Source organism: Rivihabitans pingtungensis, assembly GCF_003201855.1.
In the GTDB taxonomy this organism is placed as follows: domain Bacteria; phylum Pseudomonadota; class Gammaproteobacteria; order Burkholderiales; family Aquaspirillaceae; genus Rivihabitans; species Rivihabitans pingtungensis.
The window spans coordinates 111,573-130,699 of record NZ_QJKI01000006.1 but is presented as its reverse complement, the minus strand read 5'-3'; the positions used below and the strand labels follow the sequence as shown (position 1 = coordinate 130,699).

The window sequence follows — 19,127 nt, the reverse complement described above, 5'->3', positions numbered from 1 at the left end:
TGATTGCGGCGCTGCGACCTCTCAAGCTTTCACCTCAAACCGCAAGAAGTCAGTTAGGCGTTTCGACTCCACAATGTCATCGTGCGGCACAAGCAGGTAGCGCCAAGGCTTGCCGCCTACTGAGGCAGCATGATCTGACGCATGCTTGCACCAGCGCGCAGCAGCTACCGCTTTGGCCTGTACTTCCGGCGTGTCGATATCAACCCGAGCTTTGGTTTCCACCATGAAGATCATAGAATCAAGTTCGGCCACGAAGTCGGGGATGTATTCCGGCTGTTCGCTGCCCAGCTTGTAGTAAATCTGAAACTGCCCCTTGGCAGGCTTGAACCACTTCAGCGCATCACGTTCCAGAATAACCGCAAAGCGTCGCTCGGTATCCGAATCAAACTTTTGCAGTGGGTACAGGCAGCGCGAGAAGCCGTCAAACAGCATTTGCTTGATCTTGCCCAGTTCGGTCACCGTTTCACGGTAGTTGTGTGCCGTCTGCCCGGCGACTGCCGTGTAGTTGCACGGCTTGAGCTCTGTGAAGCCTCGGCTAACCTGCACCTCGTAGTCGGAGGCTTCTTCCCAGAAGTGGGCCATCATTTCGGCCCGGATCAGGCGGGCCAGCTCGGCGCCATAGGTGTCGAACACTTCATGCAGCTCATTTTCCGAGTAGTTCTGCGCCTGGTAGTGAGCTACCGCCTGACCGGCCAAGTCGTAGAGCAACTCGGCCTGGGTGAAGTAGTCGATGTCGTCATAGTCGATCAGCTTCTTGACGATGTAGTCCTCGAAGCGCTGCTCCCTGATGCCCCCCTCGCGGCTCATGGTGAACTGATGGTTCGTGCGCAGCTCTTGGCCGACGATCTCCCGTTGCCCCGGCTGGAAGTTGGGCAGTGAGCCCAGCTTGAACGGGTGGAAGCCAGTGGTGACCTCCCCGGTGGGCACCACCGCGATTCGCGGAATGTCGATGGTTTGCTGCACCACGATTTCCGTGGTCTTGGACACGACGGCCGACAAATCAAGCGTCGGTGCGGCATCGTCCACCTCAGCCAGCAACTCCCCCTGGGCAGGCTTCAGCCGCTCGGTCAATTCAGCCAGAATGGCCGATTGCACCTCCGGGGTGAGCAGCGCACTGCTCGTCGGCACGAGTTCACGCTTTACCTCGTACTTGCCGATTACATCCATCACCACACGAGCGGCTTGGCGTTCGCGATCTGTCGTGAACAAGGGAGCCGGCGCGGCGGCGGGTGCCGCCCCCGCGCTAGCAGGGCTGGTGGCAACGGAGGGGGCTTCCGCAAGTCCAAGCCGGGCCATGGCGCCTGAGCTGACCTGCACGCTCACCTTCTTGTCGTCAGCGCTTGGCGCCTCTAGGATCACCTGCTTCAGCCGGATCGGCGAGTCACCTCGGTTCGCCTCATCAATGATCTCCTGGAACTTGTCGTGGGCCACGATGTTCAGCCGATCCACCGCTGCCACGCCCGTGCGCTTGCCGTAAGGCAGACGCAAACCGCGACCGATGGACTGCTCGATCAGCGTGCGCGCATTGGCGGCCCGCAGGGGCACGATGGTGTAGAGGTTCGTCACGTCCCAGCCTTCTTTGAGCATATTGACGTGGATGACAATTTCGGTGGGTTCATCCACGCTTTCCACGGCCAAAAGTTTGGCGATCATCGCCTCTTCTTCTGCCCCTGTCCGGCTGGAATCCACTTGGATAACCTTGTCCGCATAACGCCCTTTGTAAAAGGCTGCCGACTCAATCAGCGTTTTCAGTTGCGAGGCATGCGTGGTGTCCCGCGCGATCACGAGCATGAAGGGCTTGACCACCTTCACGCCGTTCTCTCGGGCATAAGTCAGCAACTCCACCTTGGTGGTTTCGTGCAGGCGAATGCCATCTTCCAGCTTGATCTTTTCGAGCTCTTCCGCCGAGTGCGCCTTGGCATCGAAATTGCGCTGAGTCACGGCCGCAGGCTCTTTGACGAAGCCGTCTTCCATCGCCCGCGCCAGTGGGTAATCCATCATCACGTTCTTGAAGGGCACAGGGCCGCGCGTGGATTCCACGAACGGGGTGGCCGTCACCTCAAGTCCAAATAGGGGCTTCAGTTCGTTGATGGACCGCACGCCGGCACTGGCCCGGTAGCGGTGCGACTCGTCCATCAACAGCACCAGGTCGTCCAGGCTGGCCAAGTGGTTGAAGTAGCTGTCTCCCAGCACCTCTCGCATGCGCTTGATGCGAGGCTCCTTGCCTCCGCGAACCTCGGAATTGATCTTGGAAATATTGAAGATGTTGATGCGCACATCGTGGGCAAAGCCCATAGGCTGATCCTGAACCACCGCACCGGTCTGGTCGTAGTTGTCGCCGGTGATGATCAGCGGGGACTGCTGAGCGAACTCGGCGATTCCCTTGAACACGTACTTGGGCGTGTTGCGCGTGAAGTCGGCAATCAGTTTGTTGTAGATCGTCAGGTTGGGCGCCAGCACAAAGAAGTTGTTGATGCCGTGCGCCAGATGCAGGTAGGCGATGAACGCACCCATCAGCCGCGTCTTGCCCACGCCGGTCGCCAGCGAGAAGCACAGCGAGGGGAAGTCGCGTTCAAAGTCCTCCAGCGTCGGGAACTCTGCCTTCAGCGTGGCAAGAATGGACGCAACATCACGCCCATCGTGAGCCAGCATGTCCGGCGCAGCATCCAGGGCCTGTTTCAGCCGGGCCAGCGATTCGGCTTGTGGCGGGCGCAAGGATAAACGCCCGGTGATATGGTTTTGCACGCGGGCGCTCATGCTTGTTCCCCTTTTTCTTCTTGGCCAACGGGTAAGTCGGACTCACCGTCATCAATCGCCTCCAGCTCGCTTTCCAACTCCTCCACCGTCGGCAAACTGGCGATCAGCATTTCAGGTAGCGCACGCACGAGTTCGTATTCGGCCACGCCAATCGGCTTGTCTATGCCTGACAGTGCATATTCCGCAACCGTGCGCTTCTTCGTCTTGCACAGCAGCAGGCCGATGGTGGGCTTGTCGTCGGGTGCTTTTACCTGCCTGTCCACCGCAGTCAGGTAAAAGTTCAATTGCCCGGCATGTTCTGGCTTGAAGGCCGTGGCTTTCAGCTCTACCACCACATAGCACTTCAGGCGCGTATGGTAAAAAAGCAAGTCGATGAAAAACTCATCGCCCTCGACCTCCAGCCGAAATTGACGCCCCACAAAGGCAAAGCCGCTACCCAACTCCAGCAGGAACTTGGTGATGTGCCGCACCAAGGCGTTCTCGATCTCGCGCTCGTGGGCGTCATCGCCCAGACCGAGAAAGTCGAACAGATAGGGGTCTTTCAAGGTCTCGTGCGCCAGTGCCGAATGCGGTGCGGGCAGACGGGCATCAAAGTTGGTGATGGCCTGTCCTTGGCGTTGCAGCAAGCGGTTGCGGATGTGAAGCTCCAGCGTCGTGCGCGACCAACCTTCCGCGATGGCCTTGCCGGCATACCATTCGCGGTCGGCGGGTTGCGCCTTGGTCAGCAGGGTGACCAGGTGAAACCAGGGCAATTGGTCAGCAGGCTGCTGACCAAATCGGAGGTCGGGGCAGTGCTCGGCGAAATAGCGCATGTATTTCACGTTGCTGCTGGAAAACCCCTTCATCTCCGGAAAGGCTTCGCGCAGGTCACGCGCCAGCCGCTCAATGACCTTGCTGCCCCAGCCCTGTCGGGCCTGCCGCTCCAGAATGTCCCGGCCAATCTGCCAGTAGAGGCGAATCAATTCCGCATTCGCAGCCAGCGCCGCACGCTGACGGGCTGCCGTCACGCGGGTCTTGATCTCGGCCAGCCAGGCGGCGTAATCGGCGGGAATCACCGCAACATTTTTGTTCATCACGCCTCCTCCCCGCTGTCCCCAAACAGGTCAGGCGTGACGTCTGCTTTTCTCCCTCGCCCTTTGGGAGAGGGCGGGGTTGGAGGCGCTTCTGCTTCTGGTTTCGCCATCGGCAGGTTCGCCACATTCAGGCTGTAGTCGTCATGACCCCACTCGCAGCGGGCCAGCACCATCTTCGGAATCTTCTTCAGTGTCAGGTTCGGCCAGCGTTCGGATGCTTTGGCTGCGGTGACCCCGTGGAAGGCCGCGCAGCAGACCAGCAGGCTGTGATCGTTGCCCACTTCGTCCGACAGCGCTTGCAGTTGCTCCGCCGACAGGTTCTGCGTGGTGACGTAGATGAAGTCCCGCTCGCTGGAGTGCCCGTGCCGCCACCAATGCACCTCTGATGGGGCGTAGGTGAAGCCTTCTAACTTAGCAAGGGCTTCGGCCAGCATAGCGGCGTTGTATTCGGGGTTGATAACCGGATTGCCCCAACGGTCGCTGACGATCAGGCTAGGGGCGAGCTTGTAGTAGCGGAAGCCACCGCCGCCTTGCCAGTTCACGCTTTCGGTGATGCCGCCCTTGTCTTCTCCGTCAATCACCTTTTTCAGGCGCGGGATGATGTGAGTGTGGCAATGCTCGCCTAATTCGACCATGATCCAGCGACGGCCCATTTTGTGGGCAACTGCGCCGGTGGTGCCTGAGCCAGCGAAGGAGTCGAGAACTAGGTCGCCGGGATTGGTGGCGATCTCCAGTACGCGTTGAATTAGACCTTCTGGCTTGGGGGTAATGAAATCATCGGCCAATGATGAGCTGCCCAAAACCGCGCGAACCTCTTTCCGAGCAGCGTCGGTGTGGCTTGCATATTCGTGCGTCCACAGAGTTTGAGGAACCACTCCCTGATTGCGCAATAAATGTTTGTACCGCTTGAAGGATGGAGTCTTGCCAAGCCCATCTTTTCCCCAATAAATGAAGCCTTCAGCTACATGCCTGAGGTGCTCTTCCTTCGAGTAGGACCAAACACGTGTTTTACTTGGCCAAATTTCTTCGCCAGTATTCGGCTGCACGATTGCGTAATAGAGATTGGGACGCTCATCTGCAGATTTGCTGCAGGTGTAGTTGTCTGGACGAAATACGCCCTTTTCATCTTCATATTTGTATTGGCGATCTTTATCCGCAGTTCGCGGAATAAGATTCCGCTGCCACCGATCACTCTTGTGATAAACGAGTAAGTGATCGTGCATGGGGGCAATAGTTTTGTGATCATTGGCAACGGCATATTTCTTTTGCCAAACTACGTTTGCCACAAAATTTGCTCGCCCAAACACCTCGTCGCACAACACTTTCAGGTAATGGCATTCATTGTCATCGATGGTGATCCATAGCGAACCATCATCTGCCAGCAAGCTCCGGATGATCTCAAGGCGGTCACGCATCAGCCCCAGCCAGATCGAATGCTCCAGCCCATCATCGTAATGGGTGAACGCACTGCCCGTGTTGTACGGCGGGTCGATAAAGACGCACTTCACACGCCCCGCGAATTCTTGCTCCAACGCCTTAAGCGCCAGCAGGTTGTCACCGAAAATCAATCTGTTATCAAAGATGTCGTTCCCAGTCACACGATGCGTGGCGTGGTAGGACTTCTCCGGGTCTTCGAGCAGGATGCGCGGCTCCAGCTTGGGGCGCTTTTCCTTGCCGATCCAATTAAGTTCTAGTTTTTGTTTGCTCATAGTCTTGCCGCCTTAATTCTTGTGCAGACCACGCTTCTCGAAGAGTGCGCGATTTCTGCGCGCTGCATCCCTCAGAAGCTTGTCATAGAAAATAATTTCGATGTAGCCGTTGCTGCACGCGAGATTCTTGCAATAGCCTTCTCCACGCTGAGGAGCAAGGTCATCGAACGCACCCGGCTGAATGTGAATCGTGTGATTGCTAAAGCCGTCTTGATGCGCTTCATATAGCATCGACGGCGTTGGAAATGGCCTCGTACAAAGGCATCATGGCCTTGGCTTGGGACAGCTCCAGCCGGTCTACCAGACCTTTGATGTTGGCTTGCACTATGTGATCTCCTCGCTGGTTTGGCTGCGCCAAGGCCGCCATCAAACGGCTTTTCACAGATAGACAGTCCGCTTTGTTCTCAAAAACGCGGCGAGCTTGCTTGTTCCATTGAACTGCTTGAGCCACGCTGACCAAGCGATCTGCCACCAGATCGATTTCGCGAGGCCGTGCGCCGGGTTAGCTGCCACGCATAGTACAGACTTTGATGTTGTGTCAGAAGCTGTTGCATTTAGGTTTGTTCCTCAGCCTCGATGTGTAACCACTTCGCTGCACGCCCTTTGCCTGTTGGCGTGATTAACCCCTCCATTTTCATAGCGCGCAACACAACTCGCACCATGTCGCGGCTGATGCCGGGGCAGGCTTCTTCGATGTCCGAGATAGAGAAAGGCAGTTGGCGTTTGAGAATCTCTGCGCGAATGCGCTCGCCTTTGGCGCCTCGTCCGTGCTCAATGGCGCCTACGCGCTCTTCGAATTCTTTGTAGGCGCGCAGCAGTGCCCCCCAGAAATAGTTGAGCCACGGGGCGATGTTGTGCGCAGCCTCGTGCCAACCTTGAGAGCTGGCCTCCAGCGTTTCGTAGTAGCTTTCCTTCGATTCTTCAAAGGTACGCTCCAGGCTGATGAAGCGGCCTACGGCATAGCCGAAGTGATAGAGCAGCTGCAAAGTCAGCAGCCGTGCCATGCGGCCATTGCCATCCGGGAAGGGGTGGATGCACAGAAAATCGAGGATGGCCAGCGGCGCCAGCACCAAGGGGTCGGCCAAATGCTGGTCCAAAGCAAAGCGGTAGCGCGCAATCAGGTCCGCCACCGCAATAGGGGTAAGGTGTGCGGCGACTGGCCGAAAGCGAATGCGTGAGCTGCCATCGGGGTGGCGCTCGACAATGTCGTTGTTCGTGGCCTTCCAATGTCCGCCAGATTGCGGCATGTAGCGGTACAACATGCCGTGAAGCTGCAAGACCGTGCCCTCCGAAAACGGCATCTGCTCGCCACTTTCGTGGATCAGCCCCAAGGCATCGCGGTAACCTGCCACTTCCTGCTCGGAACGGCTTTGCGGCGTGGCATTCTTGAGCACCAGTGACTTGAGCCGATGAGGCGCCACCACCACACCCTCCAGGCGGTTTGACGACTCGGTGGACTCGACCACAGCCACTTGTCGCAGATCGCTTAAGACCTCGGGCGACTGCACCACAAAAAGCTGCTGCTTGCCTCTGCATTCCCCCAAGGCGCGCAATGTTGCCAACTGCTGTGCGTCAAAGCGCAGCTTGGCAAGGTAGTCTGGCGAGAGAGAGTGCATGGACAAATACTGGGCAAGTGAAAGAATAGGGTAATGCTACCGTAAATTGGGGTATTAAGCATGCTCGTTACCCCATTTCCCACCACGATTACCCCATTTCAGCCACCTCGCTGCGCCATCACCACGCATAGCGCGCCATCCACAGCGCACCAGCGTTCTGCGTTTGGAATCCCCGCACTTTGGCGCACAAAAAAACGGCCCGATCATCGGGCCGTCTACAGCGGTTTTACCGAAAAGCCTCAACTGCTCAACATCGCCTGATGCTTGCTCCCCAGCCCCAGATACGCCTCGACCACGCGAGGGTCATCCGCCAGTTCTCGCGCCGGGCCGTGCATGTGCACCTGGCCGTTTTCCAGCACATAGGCGTATGTCGGCCACTTGCAGCGCGGCACGGCAAGTGCGTTTGTGAGCGGCACTTATTTGGCCGGCGCTTCTGGCGGCACCAGCGCGTCGATGGAAGGTTCGTCGTTCATTGCCGGGCTGTCCGCTGCGCCGATACGGGTGCGGCGGTATTGCAGGTAGGCGTCGCGGGTGAACGAATATTTGTCCAGCGCGGCTTCGTCGGCGGCATCGGTCAGTTCCAGTGCATTGGCGCGCTGGCTGAGCAGATTCACCCCGGTGGCCACGTTGGCGTCGGCGGGTTCTGGCAGCAGATAGGTGCGCGGATTGCTGGCAATGTCGGCGGCGCGGCCGACCGTGTCGCGCACGGTGGAAGGCCCCAGCAGCGGCAGCACCACATAGGCGCTGTTCTGGTAGCCCCAGCGGCCCAGGGTTTCGCCAAAGCCAGTCTTGTACGAGGGCAGGCCCGCCGGGGTGGCGATGTCGATCAGCCCGCCCAGGCCCAGGGTGGAATTCAGTGCGACGCGCATCAGGTCGGAACTGGCGCGGGCAAACTGGCCTTGCAGCAGGTGATTGACCACACTGACCACGTCTTCCAGGTTGCCAAACACATTGCTGACCGCCGCTCGCGCCGGCTCGGGCGTCACGGCGCGATAGCCGCGCGCCAGCGGTTGCAGGGCGGCGCGGTCAACCACGTCGTTAAAAGCGTGAACCTTGCGGTTGGCAGCTTCGTAGGGGTCGAAGCGGTTTTGTGGGGTGGCGGCGGCGCAGCCTGCCAGCAGGCTGACGGCCAACAGAGCCGGGAGGACGCGGCGAGCGCGTCGGGGGTCACGGTGCGCGAACAAGGTCTTCCACTCCATACAGGGTGATCAGGCTGGACAAGCCAGCCGGCGGCTGGCGCAGGGTGTGGCCGTGGCCAGCGGCGCGCGCCAGTTCGAGAATCAGCGCCACGGCGGAAGAATCCACCTGGGTGACGGCAGACCAATCCAGCACGCGGGCGGCCGCTGCGCGCGGGCGCAGCTCGCGCGCCAGGCGGGCGGTGTGGGCGAAGGTGACCGGGCCAGACAGCGCCAGGGTCAGGCCATCGTCAGTTGCTGGCATGCTTGCCACCGGACAAGGCGTCGTTTTTGTCCTTCAGCGACTGAATCAGCGCGTCCGGGCCACCCTGACGCAGGATGTCGTTGAAGTTGTTGCGATAGATGGTCACCAGGCTGGCGCCTTCGATGCTGACATTGTAGACGCGCCAGCCGGTGGGGGTTTTGATCAGCGTGTAGTCCACCTGGGCGCTGCGCTTGTCGCCAGCGTTGGCCGGCAGCTCGACTTCCGAGCGCACGGTGACTTCACGCGCATCAGCGGCCGGGGCGCTGGCCTGCACGGTGATCTGGGCGTTCTTGAAGCGGGTCATGGTGGACGAATAAGTGCGCACCAGCAGCATGCGGAACTGGTCGGTCAGCTGTTTTTGCTGGTCTGGCGTGGCATCACGCCAGCCACGGCCTACCGCCAGCGCGGTCATGCGGGTGAAGTCGAACTTGGGCAGCACCAGCGCTTCCACTTCAGCACGGATGTTCTTGGTGTTTTTGCCATTGTCGCGCTTGAGCACGTCCAGCACCTGGCGCGAGGTGTCGCGCACCAGTTCGTCTGGGGTTTCCGCCATGGCGTGCAGCGAAAACGACACAAAGGCACAGCAGATCAGTAACTTGCCCAGAAGATTCTTCATTTTTTGGTATCCCGTGTATTTATCGTGTATTCGTGGCGTTGTCCGGAGATCAGAACCGACAACGCTTAATGGCTATCGGCCGGTGCGGCCGGTTTTTCAGCGGCATTGAGCATGAATTTGCCAATCAGCTGCTCCAGCACCAGCGCCGAGGAGGTCAGCTTGATGGTGTCGCCAGCCGCCAGGTTGTCTGGATCACCGCCTTGCAACAGGCCGATGTATTGCTCGCCCAGCAAGCCGGAGGTGAGGATTTCGGCCGATACATCGCGGCTGAATTGGTATTGCTTGTCCATTTCCAGGGTGGCGCGGGCGCGGAACGATTTGTTGTCCAGACGGATGTCGGTGACGCGTCCCACCACCACGCCGGCCATCTTCACCGGCGCTTTGACTTTCAGCCCACCAATATTGTCGAACTCGGCGTACAGCGAATAGGTGCCATTGCTCCCGCTGCCCACGGTCAAATTGGCGGTTTTCAGCGCCAGAAACAGCACGGCGGCGCAGCCCAGCGCGGCAAAAATCCCCACCCATAAATCAATCGTAGCGCGTTTCATCTCAAATTCTCAGTCTTGTTCGCGGTTAGAACATGAAAGCTGTCAATACAAAGTCCAGCGCCAGAATGGTCAGCGCCGAGGTCACCACGGTGCGCGTGGTGGCCGAAGACACCCCTTCGGCGGTGGGTTTGGCGTCAAAGCCTTCAAACACGGCAATCAGCGACACTGCCGCGCCAAACACCAGGCTTTTGATCAGGCCATTGACGATGTCGGTGTGCCAGTCCACGGCATTTTGCATTTGTGACCAAAAGGTGCCGTGATCAAGGCCGATCAGGGTAACGCCGACAAAATAGCCGCCAAAAATCCCCATCACATTGAAGATGGCCGCCAGCACCGGCATGGACAGCACGCCGGCCCAAAAGCGCGGCGCCACCACGCGGGCAATCGGGTTGACCGCCATCACCGCCATGGCGTCCAGTTGTTCGGTGGCCTTCATCAGGCCGATTTCAGCGGTGATGGCCGAGCCGCTGCGGCTGGCGAACAGCAGCGCCGCCAGCACCGGGCCGAGTTCACGCAGCAAGGACAGTGCCACCAGCGCGCCCAGTGCATCGGCCGAGCCAAAGCGCACCAGGGTGGAATAGCCCTGCAAGCCCAGCACCATGCCAACAAACATGCCAGACACCACGATGATGATCATCGACAGCACGCCGGCAAAATAGATTTCGCGAATCACCAGCGGAAAACGGCGCAGGCTGGCGCCAGAGTCGCGCAGGATGGCGGCAAAAAAGCGGCAGACAAAACCGAGCTTCCACACCGCTTCAATCAGGCGGTGGCCAAATGCGGCAAACAGGTTGCGCGAGGAAGAATCAGCCATGGCGGCCTCCCAGGCCCAGCTGCGAGGCGTAATCCTCGGCCGGGTAATGCAGGCGCACCGGGCCGTCCGGCTGGCCGTCAACAAATTGGCGCACAAACGGGTCGGCGCTGTGGCGCACTTGATCGGGCGTGCCGCTGGCGACAATTTTGCCGTCGGCGACGAAATACACCTCGTCCACCACGTTCAGCGACACATGCACATCGTGGGTCACCATCACCGCCGTAGCGCCCAGCGCGTCGTTCAGACGCTTGATCAGCGCGGCAATGGTGCCCAGGGCGATGGGGTCCAGGCCGGTGAAGGGCTCGTCGTACAGCATCAGGTCGGGGTCGAGTGCAATGGCGCGCGCCAGCGCCACCCGCCGTGCCATGCCGCCAGACAGCTCGGCCGGCATCAGCCCGGCCGCGCCGCGCAGGCCGACGGCTTGCAGTTTCATCAAGACCAGATCGCGAATCATCGTGTCTGGCAGGCCGGTGTGTTCGCGCAGCGGAAAGGCGACGTTGTCCTGCACGGATAAATCAGTAAACAGCGCGCCAAACTGAAACAGCATGCCCATGCGCCGGCGCATGGCGTACAGGCCGGCAGTGTTGAGCTTGGCCACGTCCTGGCCATCCACCCAGACGCGGCCGCTGTCGGGTTTGACCTGGCCGGAAATCAGCCGCAGCAAGGTGGTTTTGCCACTGCCGCTGCCGCCCATGATGGCGGCGAGCTTGCCGCGCGCAATGCGCAGGCTGACGCCGTCCAGAATGCGGCGCGAGCCATAGGCAAAGCTGACCTTGTCCAGCTCAATGAAAGCGTCTGGTTCCACCGTGTGTGTCAATCTCGTTGCGGTTGCAGAAAAAACAGGCCCGGCGCGCACTTGTGCGCATACGCCACGGGAAAGTGCGGCTTTTTTGCACATCACAGCAATAAAATTGCTGCCTCATGCACATCGGATTATGTCGTAGGCGTAAAACGCCATTAAGATAGCCAAAGCCGATCGCGAAGTGCCCATTGCGCGTCGCGCCAGAGACTGGCGATACCACGCAGACATGGGAGCCGGCCGGCCATTCTAACGTTATCAGTGCGTGCAAAGCCAGCTTGGCCAGGGGGTCAACAATGCCGTGTGTTGCAGTGTGCATGAGATGGAGCGAGCATCGGTACATTAGGTTCCCTGTTGGCATGTTGCCACGCAGCAGGTCCGGACGATGAAACGGGCCTTCTGGCTGTGTGCCATGCTGCTGACGGCCTGCCAGCACACGCCTGTCCCGGCGCCCAGCGAGCACCTGATGCGCGCCGAAGCGCCGGCCATGCGTCCACCAGCCCCACTGCCTCCGCCGGCCCCAGCGGCAATCACTACACCCACCTTCAGCCTGAATGTCATTGCCTCGCCAGTGCAGCAAATCCTGATCAACCTGGCGCGTGACGCCAAGGTGAACATGGACGTGCATCCCGCCATCAATGGCGTGGTCACCCTGCACGCCATTCGCCAGCCCTTGCCAGCACTGCTGGAACGCATTGCCCAGCAGGTGGACATCCGCTGGCGACACGAGGGCGACACCTACCTGATTACCCCTGATTTGCCCTATGTCGAATCGTATATGGTCGATTACGTGGCCATTGAGCGGGAGGCGCGCGGCGAAAGCGGCGTAGTCACGTCAGTGGTGTCGGCCAGCGCAAACCAGGGCAGCGATGCCCGCGCCAGCCAATCCGGCACCCAGTTGCGCAGCAGCAGCCAGCATCGCTTTTGGCGTTCGCTGCTGAGCAGCCTGGAAGAGCTGTTGCGCCGTGAGGATGAAACCGTGCAGATCGTCACCATCGACCGCGAACAGGAAATCCGCGACACCACCACCCACACCGACAGCCAGACCCGCTCGCGCAAGCTGAATCCGCCATCAGCCAACCAGGGCACGGCGCCCGAAAATGGCGTCACCGTGCGCGATGGCGAACACAGCAAGTTCAGCCACACCCGCGTACAGCCCGGCCAGCGACAAACGCGCAGCGAAGACAAAACCGTGCGCGTCAGCCTGCACCTGGAAACCGGGGTGCTGGCGGTGCGCGCCACCCGTCGCCAGCACGCGCTGGTTGGGCGCTTTCTGCGCCAGATTGCTCACAGCGCCCGCCGTCAGGTGTTGATCGAGGCCACCATCGTCGAAGTGGAACTGGCCCGAGAATTTGAAACCGGGGTGGATTGGTCGCGGCTGACCGGCAGCGCTTCGCCGCAGTTTGTACAAAACAGCAGCAATCTGCTGTCAGACACTGCCCTGCGCGGCACGATGCCGCTGGATCGGGCGCTGGGGGCCAATCCGGTGTCTTTGCTGTATTACCACAGCGGCTCGCTGACTTCGGCGGTGAAGCTGCTGGAGCATTTTGGCCGCACCAGGGTGCTGTCCAGCCCCAAGCTGATGGCCTTGAACAATCAGGCAGCACTGCTGAAAGTGGTGCGCGACATGCCATATTTCACCCTCAAGGTGCGCCGCACCGAGGGCGGCGCCGACAAACCCGACCGGGTGGACTACGAAAGCACGCTGCATACCGTGCCCGAAGGCATCGTGCTCAGCGTGCAGCCACAAATCAGCGCCAATGGCGAAGTCTCGCTGCATGTGCGCCCCACCATCACCCAGATCACCGGCTATGTCAGCGACCCGGCGGTGACGCTGGCCGACGCTCGGGTGAACAGCCCGATTCCGCGCGTACAAGTGCGCGAGCTGGAATCCACCCTGCGGCTGATGAGTGGCCAGATTGGCGTATTGGGCGGATTGATCCAGGACAGGCTGGATAATCAAAGCGACGGCCTGCCCGGCCTGGGCATGCTGGACGGCATTGGCCGCTTGTTCAGTCACAAAACCGACCGGCTGGTGCGCACCGAACTGGTGGTGTTTTTGCGCCCCACTCTGGTGGAACACCCTGCGGTGCATGGCGGGGATCTGGCCGGGCTGGCCGGCGCACTGCCCGATGCCGGGTTTTTCAACGGGAGCGAACGATGAGCCACCCGTCCGGCTGGCATCTTGGCGTGCCAGGAGCATCGCTGCATCCGCCCGCAGCCCCCTCCATCAGTCCGCCACCGCAGGCCCAGCCAACGGCACCAGCGGTGGCCAACCCCACACCGACCAGCCCGCCAGTCACCGCATTGACCGCCGCCGTCAACACACCGCCACCAGTGGCTGCCGCTCCCCGCCCACCCGTGGGGCAATGGCAATATGGCCGGAAAGTCACGGGCGCATGGATTGGCTTGGCCGTCATCAGCCTGGCCGTAGCAGTCGCTTACTGGCAGGTTGCATTTTCTCCCATTATTGAAGCCCAAGCCCCGACCCAGGCCACGGCAGCGCCAATGCCAGCTGCCACGCCAGCTGACCCGATCGCCCTGGCCGAACCCGCCCCACTGGCCAGGTCGGCCCCCATCACCGACGAGTCGATCGCCCCGCCCGCGCCAGCCACCACCCCGGCCACCGACCCATGGGCGCGCCCGGCCGGCTTGCGTCGGGATCCAACTGTCGCCAGAACGACAAACGCCCTCGCCAGCGCCCCCGACACCGAGGCCTGGCAAACCGGCAACCAGCTACTGGCAAGCGGCCAATGGTGGCCAGCCATCGCCGCTTACCAACGTGCCTATGCCCACACCCCCGATCCGACGCTGGCGCACAATCTGGCGCTGGCGCTGACCGCCGCAGGCGAGCACGTTGCCGCCCAGCACTGGCAACAACGGGCGGGAGAACACCCATGAGCGCGCTGGCGGCCCGGCTGGGCGACACCTTGCTGGCGCGGGGCTGGCTGGACGCCGACCAACTGGACATCGCCCAGGCCGAAGTCCACGCCGGGCGACCACTGGAGCAGGCGCTGGCGCAACTGGGCTTTGTGCCCGATGGCGTGCTGCGTGACACCCTGGCCGAGTTGCTGGGCCTGGATAGCCTGGAAGCGCGGGCACTGGTGGCCGACAGCACCGCACTGGCGGTGGTGCCAGCGCACTGGGCGCGCCAGCTGCGCATACTGCCCCTGCGCTATGCGCCGGCCAACCAGACCCTGACCATCGCCAGCGCCCGACCCGCCGACCTGCGAGCGCACGATCAACTGGTGGCGGCCAGTCAGGGACAGGTGGCGCGGGTGCATGTGCAACTGGCCGATGAAGCCGACATTCTGCAAGCGCTGGACCGCGCCTATGGCGCCCCGGATACCCTGAGCGCCGTACTGACCGAATGGCGCAGCGGCCAGCAGGATGGCGAAGCCCCCGCCGTACGACTGGCACAGGCACTGATTGAAGATGCCGCCCGCCTGGGCGCATCGGATATCCACCTGGAACCAGAGGCAGGCTTTGTGCGCATCCGCTACCGCATCGACGGCGTACTGCGCCCGGCGCGCAGCCTGCGCAAGGCGCACTGGCCCCCCTTGTTGGTGCGGCTGAAGGTGATGGGTGGGCTCAATATTGCCGAGCAACGCGCCCCGCAGGATGGCCAGTTGTCCATGCAGGTGGCCGGCCGCACCCTGGACATCCGGGTGGCCTGCCTACCCACCCTGCACGGCGAAAACCTCAGCCTGCGGCTGTTCGACCGTGCCCGCGGCCTGCCCACACTGGCCAGCCTGACCACCTCCACCCAGCATGCCCAGCTCACCCGCATGCTGGCGCGCCCGGAAGGCATGCTGCTGGTCACCGGCCCCACTGGCGCCGGCAAAACCACCACGCTGTACGCCATGCTGGCGCATCTGAATGACAGCACGGTCAACATCATGACGCTGGAAGACCCGGTGGAATATCCACTGCCCATGGTGCGGCAAACACCGGTGAATGAAGCCCTCAAGCTGGATTTTGCCAGCGGTATCCGCGCACTGATGCGCCAGGATCCAGACATTCTGCTGGTGGGTGAAATCCGCGACGAAGCCACTGCGCGCATGGCGTTCCGGGCGGCGATGACCGGCCATCTGGTGCTCAGCACCCTGCACGCCCATTCGGCGCTGGGCGCCATTCCCCGCCTGCTGGACCTGGGGGTCGGGCCGGACATGCTGGCCGGCAATCTGATTGGCGTGGTGGGCCAGCGACTGGTGCGGGCACTGTGCCCCGCTTGTCGGCAGCCGGTGCCCACCGATAGCCGGGCGCGCCGCTTGCTGGGAGCAGCGGCCGACCAGGCCATGCTCTACCGTGCCCGTGGCTGCCCGCTGTGCCGCCACGATGGCCATCGTGGCCGGCTGCCAGTGCTGGAAATCCTCGACATCGACAGTGAGCTGGACGCCATGATCGGCCGACGCGCGCCGCTGGCCGACCTGCGCCGCCATGCTGGCCAACAGGGCTTCATCCCGCTGGCCGAGGCCATGCGCAGCCGGGTGCTGGCCGGCGAAGTGGCCCTGGACGAGGCCTTGCGCGTGGTGGACCTGGGCCACCGGGCCGGTGAGGACTGAGCGATGCGCCGCTACCGGTTTCGTGCCGTGCATACCGATGGCCGGGTGGTGCACGGCGTGCGTCAGGCAGCCAACGATGCCGCGCTGGCACAGCGCCTGGCGCGCAATGGCCTGACCTTGCTGCGCGCCAGGCCATGCCGGGCGACGCGCGGGCTGACCGCCAGCGAACAGGCGGAATGGTGTTTTCATCTGGAACAACTGCTGCGCGCCGGGGTGCCGCTGCTGGATGCGCTGGGCAGTGTGCGTGATGCCCAAGACCATCGCCGCCCGCGCGACGCCATGGCCATGCTGGTGGACGCGGTGCACGATGGCCAACGCCTGTCCGAAGCCATGGCCGCGCAAGCAGAAAGTTTTTCGCCCCTGCTCTGCGGCCTGGTGCAGGCCGGTGAAACCGCCGGCGAACTGGCCTCCACCCTGGCGCGTCTGGCCGACAGCCTGCGTCGCGACGAGGCCTTGCGCGCCCATCTGCGCAAAAGCCTGCTCTACCCGGCCTTTGTGCTGGTGCTGGTGTTGCTGGTGGCCGCCCTGATGCTGACCCAGGTGGTGCCCCAGTTGGCCGACCTGCTGGCCAGCACCGGAGAATCACTGCCGTGGAGCACCCAGGCGCTGCTGGCCACATCAGCCCTGCTGCAACAGTACGGCGCGCCACTGGCCGTGGCTGGGCTGGCGCTGGCAATCGGCCTGCCCTGGCTGGCGCGACAGTGGCCCTGGCTGGCGACAGCACGCGATCAGTTGGCCTTGCGCCTGCCACTTTGGGGCCCCTTGCAGCATAAGCGTGAGCTGGCCCGCTTTGCCGAGGCCCTGGCCATGTTGAGTGCCTCCGGCGTGCCCTTGCTGGATGCCTTGCGGGTGGGCGAGGCCGTCATCGACAACCAAGTGCTGCGTCATGGCGTCAGCCTGGCGCGTCGCCATATCGCCAACGGCAGCGGCCTGAGCGATGGCTTTGCCGCCGTCGGCATCTTGCCGCCGCTGGCCTTGCGCATGCTGCGCGTAGGAGAAAGCAGTGGCGAACTGGCTCGGGCGCTGGCCCAGGTCAGCGACAGTTATCAGCGGGAGGTGCGTCTGGCCAGCGAGCGGCTGCTGACCCTGCTGGAACCCACCCTGACCGTGCTGCTGGGCGGCCTGCTGTTGTGGATGGTCAGCGCTGTACTCGGCCCGGTATACAGCGCGCTCACCCGGCTGGGCGCCAGCGCATGAAGGCCGGCAAAACTCACGAATGGATCATCGTGCTGGGCGATACCGCCGCCTGGGCCTGGCCCCTGTTTGCCAGCCCAGCCGCCCCACGCCGTTTTGCTGCCGACGCCGAAGGCCACGCCGCGCTATTGCGCTGCCTGGGTGAGAGTCATGGTGAAGCACACAGCCGGGTGCTGATCGACCTGGCCTGCGAAACCCTGCACGAGCAGCACACCCCGGCCTTGCGCTGGCATGATCGACGCGCACTGGCGCAGCAATGCCGGCGCAACCAGTTTGCTGCCGATGCGCTGGTGGGCTGGCGCTGGCGGCCGGGTTTGGCAGACGACACCGTGTTGCAGCTGTGTGGAGTGCCAATGCAGGGCTCACTGCCCGCCTGGCTGCACCTGCTGACACATGGCGCAGCCCCGCCTGTGGCGCTGTATTCAGCCAGTTGGCTGGGCGAGCCGCTGGCGCGCACGCTGGGCGCCAGCCACGGCCCGGCGCTGCTATTGCAACCTGGCCTGGCCAGCGCCCGACTGAGCTGGCTACAGGATGGCCGGGTGCGCCACAGCCGCCAGGTCGGCCCGGCCGGGGAGGACATCAGCCAGGTGCTGGATTTTTTTGCCAGCCAGCCGGATTACCCGGCCCACGGCATCCCCACCCTCTGGCAAACCGGGGAGGACGACAGTCTGGTTCACCATCCAGCCCTGGCGGGCTTTCAGCGCCAGCAAGCACCGCTTGAATCCGGCTGGCCGGACTGGCTGAGCGCACAGCTAAGCCGCCAGCCGGGCGATTATCGCTGGCCACCCGGCACATCGCGGCCACAACTGGGGCAATGTTCGCCCCGCAGCCGCCGGCTGACCCTGGCCATCAGTCTGGCCGCTGCCGTGTTGGGCGGTGGCTGGTTTGCCTGGGGCGAAGCGCTGAACCGGCAGGCGGCCCAGTTGGCCGAGCACACCCGCGCCCTGCACGCCAGCAACCAGCAACTGGCAGCCAGCCTGGGCCCGGCAGAAGTCACGCAGGCACGCCGCGCCGCCCTGAACAGCCTGCTGATATTGCGCACGCGCTGGCCACGCCTGGGCGACGATCTGGATGCCCTGGCCGAACAGTTGGCCCGCCGGCCAGCGCTGTCAGTTACGGCCTTGCACTGGCGCGCCGACCCTGCCCGGCTCAGTCAGGGCAGTGGCGCCCATGTGCAACTGGAATTGCGCGCCGACGCAACCCTTTCCGCCCGTCAGGCGCTGGCCGAGCTGGAGCAGTTGCTGGCCGCCTGCCGGCAAGCTGGCTGGAATGCCACGCTCAGCCACGCCCCCTTCGATACCCGCGCGGAAGCCACCTTGCACAGCCAAAGCGAGGAGGTCGTGCGGTTTGTCGTGCAGCTGACCCTGCCGGCCCGAAAGGCGGGCCAATGAAATGGCCCGCCCGACCCACCGGCCTTCCCTGGCGCTGCCTGCTGGTGGCGCTCAGTCTGGCGCTGGGCCTGGGGATCGTCTGGGCCGGCTGGCGCCACTGGCGGGTGGCCGACGCCCGGCTAAGCCAGCAGCGCACCCTGGCCGCCCACGCCCAGGCGCAGCAAGCAGCCTTGCAACAACGCCAGCAGCAGCACGAGCACGACACGCCCTTGTGGCACACCCTGCGCCAGCGCGGCTGGCTGGCGCCAGAAAACCGGCTGGCCGCCCTGGATATTCTGGCCCAGTTGCCGCGCCAGCCTGGCGTACAGCACGCCCGCGCCCAACTGGGCCCACGCCAGCGGCTATCCTGGCCGTGGCCACCCGATGCCCCACTGGCGCACAGTCTGTTGCACATCCAGCTGAGACTCAGCCATCCCCGCCACTTAGCCGACATGCTGGCGCCGCTGGCCAGCCTGCCCGGTCTGATGTTGCCCACCGCCTGCCAGTGGCGGCGACAGGCCACAGATGACGACACGGTAGACGGCGAATGTGAGCTGGCCTGGATCAGCCAGACCAACGAGTAGCCACCTGCTAGCCGGCGCCGTGGTGTTTCAACGTCACCGGCC

18 protein-coding genes are annotated in these 19,127 nt (G+C 62.7%); 6 read left to right on the top strand and 12 right to left on the bottom strand.

Annotated features, from left to right (window positions below; translation table 11 throughout):
* Positions 1-21: 21 nt before the first annotated feature.
* From DFR34_RS06800 to DFR34_RS06745, 12 genes are all read right to left on the bottom strand, one after another.
* Positions 22-2,757: a DEAD/DEAH box helicase gene (locus DFR34_RS06800; protein ID WP_110390398.1), complete on the bottom strand. Its 2,736-nt coding sequence runs from the start codon at positions 2,755-2,757 to the stop codon at positions 22-24.
* Complete coding sequence (locus tag DFR34_RS06795) at positions 2,754-3,830, bottom strand: PDDEXK nuclease domain-containing protein (RefSeq protein WP_110390397.1); 1,077 nt, start codon at positions 3,828-3,830, stop codon at positions 2,754-2,756. The genes DFR34_RS06800 and DFR34_RS06795 overlap by 4 nt, the downstream gene beginning before the upstream one ends.
* The gene (locus DFR34_RS06790; protein ID WP_110390396.1) at positions 3,830-5,539 is read right to left on the bottom strand and encodes a site-specific DNA-methyltransferase; all 1,710 of its coding nucleotides are present in this window, start codon (positions 5,537-5,539) and stop codon (positions 3,830-3,832) included. Before DFR34_RS06790 ends, DFR34_RS06795 begins: the two co-directional genes overlap by 1 nt.
* A 220-nt stretch (positions 5,540-5,759) precedes the next feature.
* Positions 5,760-6,011: a hypothetical protein gene (locus tag DFR34_RS17345; protein ID WP_211309316.1), complete on the bottom strand. Its 252-nt coding sequence runs from the start codon at positions 6,009-6,011 to the stop codon at positions 5,760-5,762.
* 82 nt (positions 6,012-6,093) lie between these two features.
* Positions 6,094-7,155 carry a Fic family protein gene (locus tag DFR34_RS06780; RefSeq protein ID WP_110390395.1) on the bottom strand — a complete coding sequence of 354 codons (1,062 nt, stop codon included), beginning with the start codon at positions 7,153-7,155 and terminating at the stop codon, positions 6,094-6,096.
* A gap of 239 nt (positions 7,156-7,394) precedes the next feature.
* On the bottom strand, positions 7,395-7,571 hold the full coding sequence (locus DFR34_RS06775; RefSeq protein WP_211309315.1) for a hypothetical protein: 177 nt from the start codon (positions 7,569-7,571) through the stop codon (positions 7,395-7,397).
* Positions 7,572-8,339, bottom strand: coding sequence for an MlaA family lipoprotein (locus DFR34_RS06770; RefSeq protein WP_158281751.1), 768 nt, complete (start codon positions 8,337-8,339; stop codon positions 7,572-7,574).
* Entirely contained in the window at positions 8,323-8,595 is a 273-nt protein-coding gene (locus DFR34_RS06765; RefSeq protein ID WP_110390393.1) for an STAS domain-containing protein, read from the bottom strand. Before DFR34_RS06765 ends, DFR34_RS06770 begins: the two co-directional genes overlap by 17 nt.
* Complete coding sequence (locus DFR34_RS06760) at positions 8,582-9,211, bottom strand: MlaC/ttg2D family ABC transporter substrate-binding protein (protein WP_110390392.1); 630 nt, start codon at positions 9,209-9,211, stop codon at positions 8,582-8,584. The genes DFR34_RS06765 and DFR34_RS06760 overlap by 14 nt, the downstream gene beginning before the upstream one ends.
* Before the next feature lie 65 nt (positions 9,212-9,276).
* Positions 9,277-9,759, bottom strand: a complete 483-nt coding sequence (gene mlaD / locus DFR34_RS06755) for an outer membrane lipid asymmetry maintenance protein MlaD (protein WP_110390391.1) — start codon at positions 9,757-9,759, stop codon at positions 9,277-9,279.
* A gap of 25 nt (positions 9,760-9,784) precedes the next feature.
* Entirely contained in the window at positions 9,785-10,573 is a 789-nt protein-coding gene (mlaE, locus tag DFR34_RS06750) for a lipid asymmetry maintenance ABC transporter permease subunit MlaE (protein WP_110390390.1), read from the bottom strand.
* Complete coding sequence (locus tag DFR34_RS06745; RefSeq protein WP_245906827.1) at positions 10,566-11,378, bottom strand: ABC transporter ATP-binding protein; 813 nt, start codon at positions 11,376-11,378, stop codon at positions 10,566-10,568. The genes mlaE and DFR34_RS06745 overlap by 8 nt, the downstream gene beginning before the upstream one ends.
* Positions 11,379-11,757: 379 nt before the next feature.
* Here DFR34_RS06745 and DFR34_RS06740 point away from each other — a divergent pair, with 379 nt between their 5' ends.
* The 6 genes from DFR34_RS06740 to DFR34_RS06715 all read left to right on the top strand — a co-directional run bounded on the left by DFR34_RS06740 (position 11,758) and on the right by DFR34_RS06715 (position 19,085).
* Positions 11,758-13,536 (top strand): type II secretion system protein GspD, encoded by a 1,779-nt coding sequence (locus DFR34_RS06740; protein ID WP_110390388.1) that lies wholly within the window; start codon positions 11,758-11,760, stop codon positions 13,534-13,536.
* Between the two features lie 245 nt (positions 13,537-13,781).
* The gene (locus tag DFR34_RS06735; RefSeq protein WP_146215071.1) at positions 13,782-14,273 is read left to right on the top strand and encodes a hypothetical protein; all 492 of its coding nucleotides are present in this window, start codon (positions 13,782-13,784) and stop codon (positions 14,271-14,273) included.
* Entirely contained in the window at positions 14,270-15,937 is a 1,668-nt protein-coding gene (locus tag DFR34_RS06730; protein WP_110390386.1) for a GspE/PulE family protein, read from the top strand. The genes DFR34_RS06735 and DFR34_RS06730 overlap by 4 nt, the downstream gene beginning before the upstream one ends.
* A 3-nt stretch (positions 15,938-15,940) precedes the next feature.
* The gene (locus DFR34_RS06725) at positions 15,941-17,134 is read left to right on the top strand and encodes a type II secretion system F family protein (RefSeq protein ID WP_110390385.1); all 1,194 of its coding nucleotides are present in this window, start codon (positions 15,941-15,943) and stop codon (positions 17,132-17,134) included.
* Positions 17,131-18,522, top strand: a complete 1,392-nt coding sequence (locus DFR34_RS06720; RefSeq protein ID WP_110390384.1) for a hypothetical protein — start codon at positions 17,131-17,133, stop codon at positions 18,520-18,522. The genes DFR34_RS06725 and DFR34_RS06720 overlap by 4 nt, the downstream gene beginning before the upstream one ends.
* Positions 18,519-19,085 carry a hypothetical protein gene (locus DFR34_RS06715; protein ID WP_110390383.1) on the top strand — a complete coding sequence of 189 codons (567 nt, stop codon included), beginning with the start codon at positions 18,519-18,521 and terminating at the stop codon, positions 19,083-19,085. Before DFR34_RS06720 ends, DFR34_RS06715 begins: the two co-directional genes overlap by 4 nt.
* Positions 19,086-19,127 lie beyond the last annotated feature (42 nt).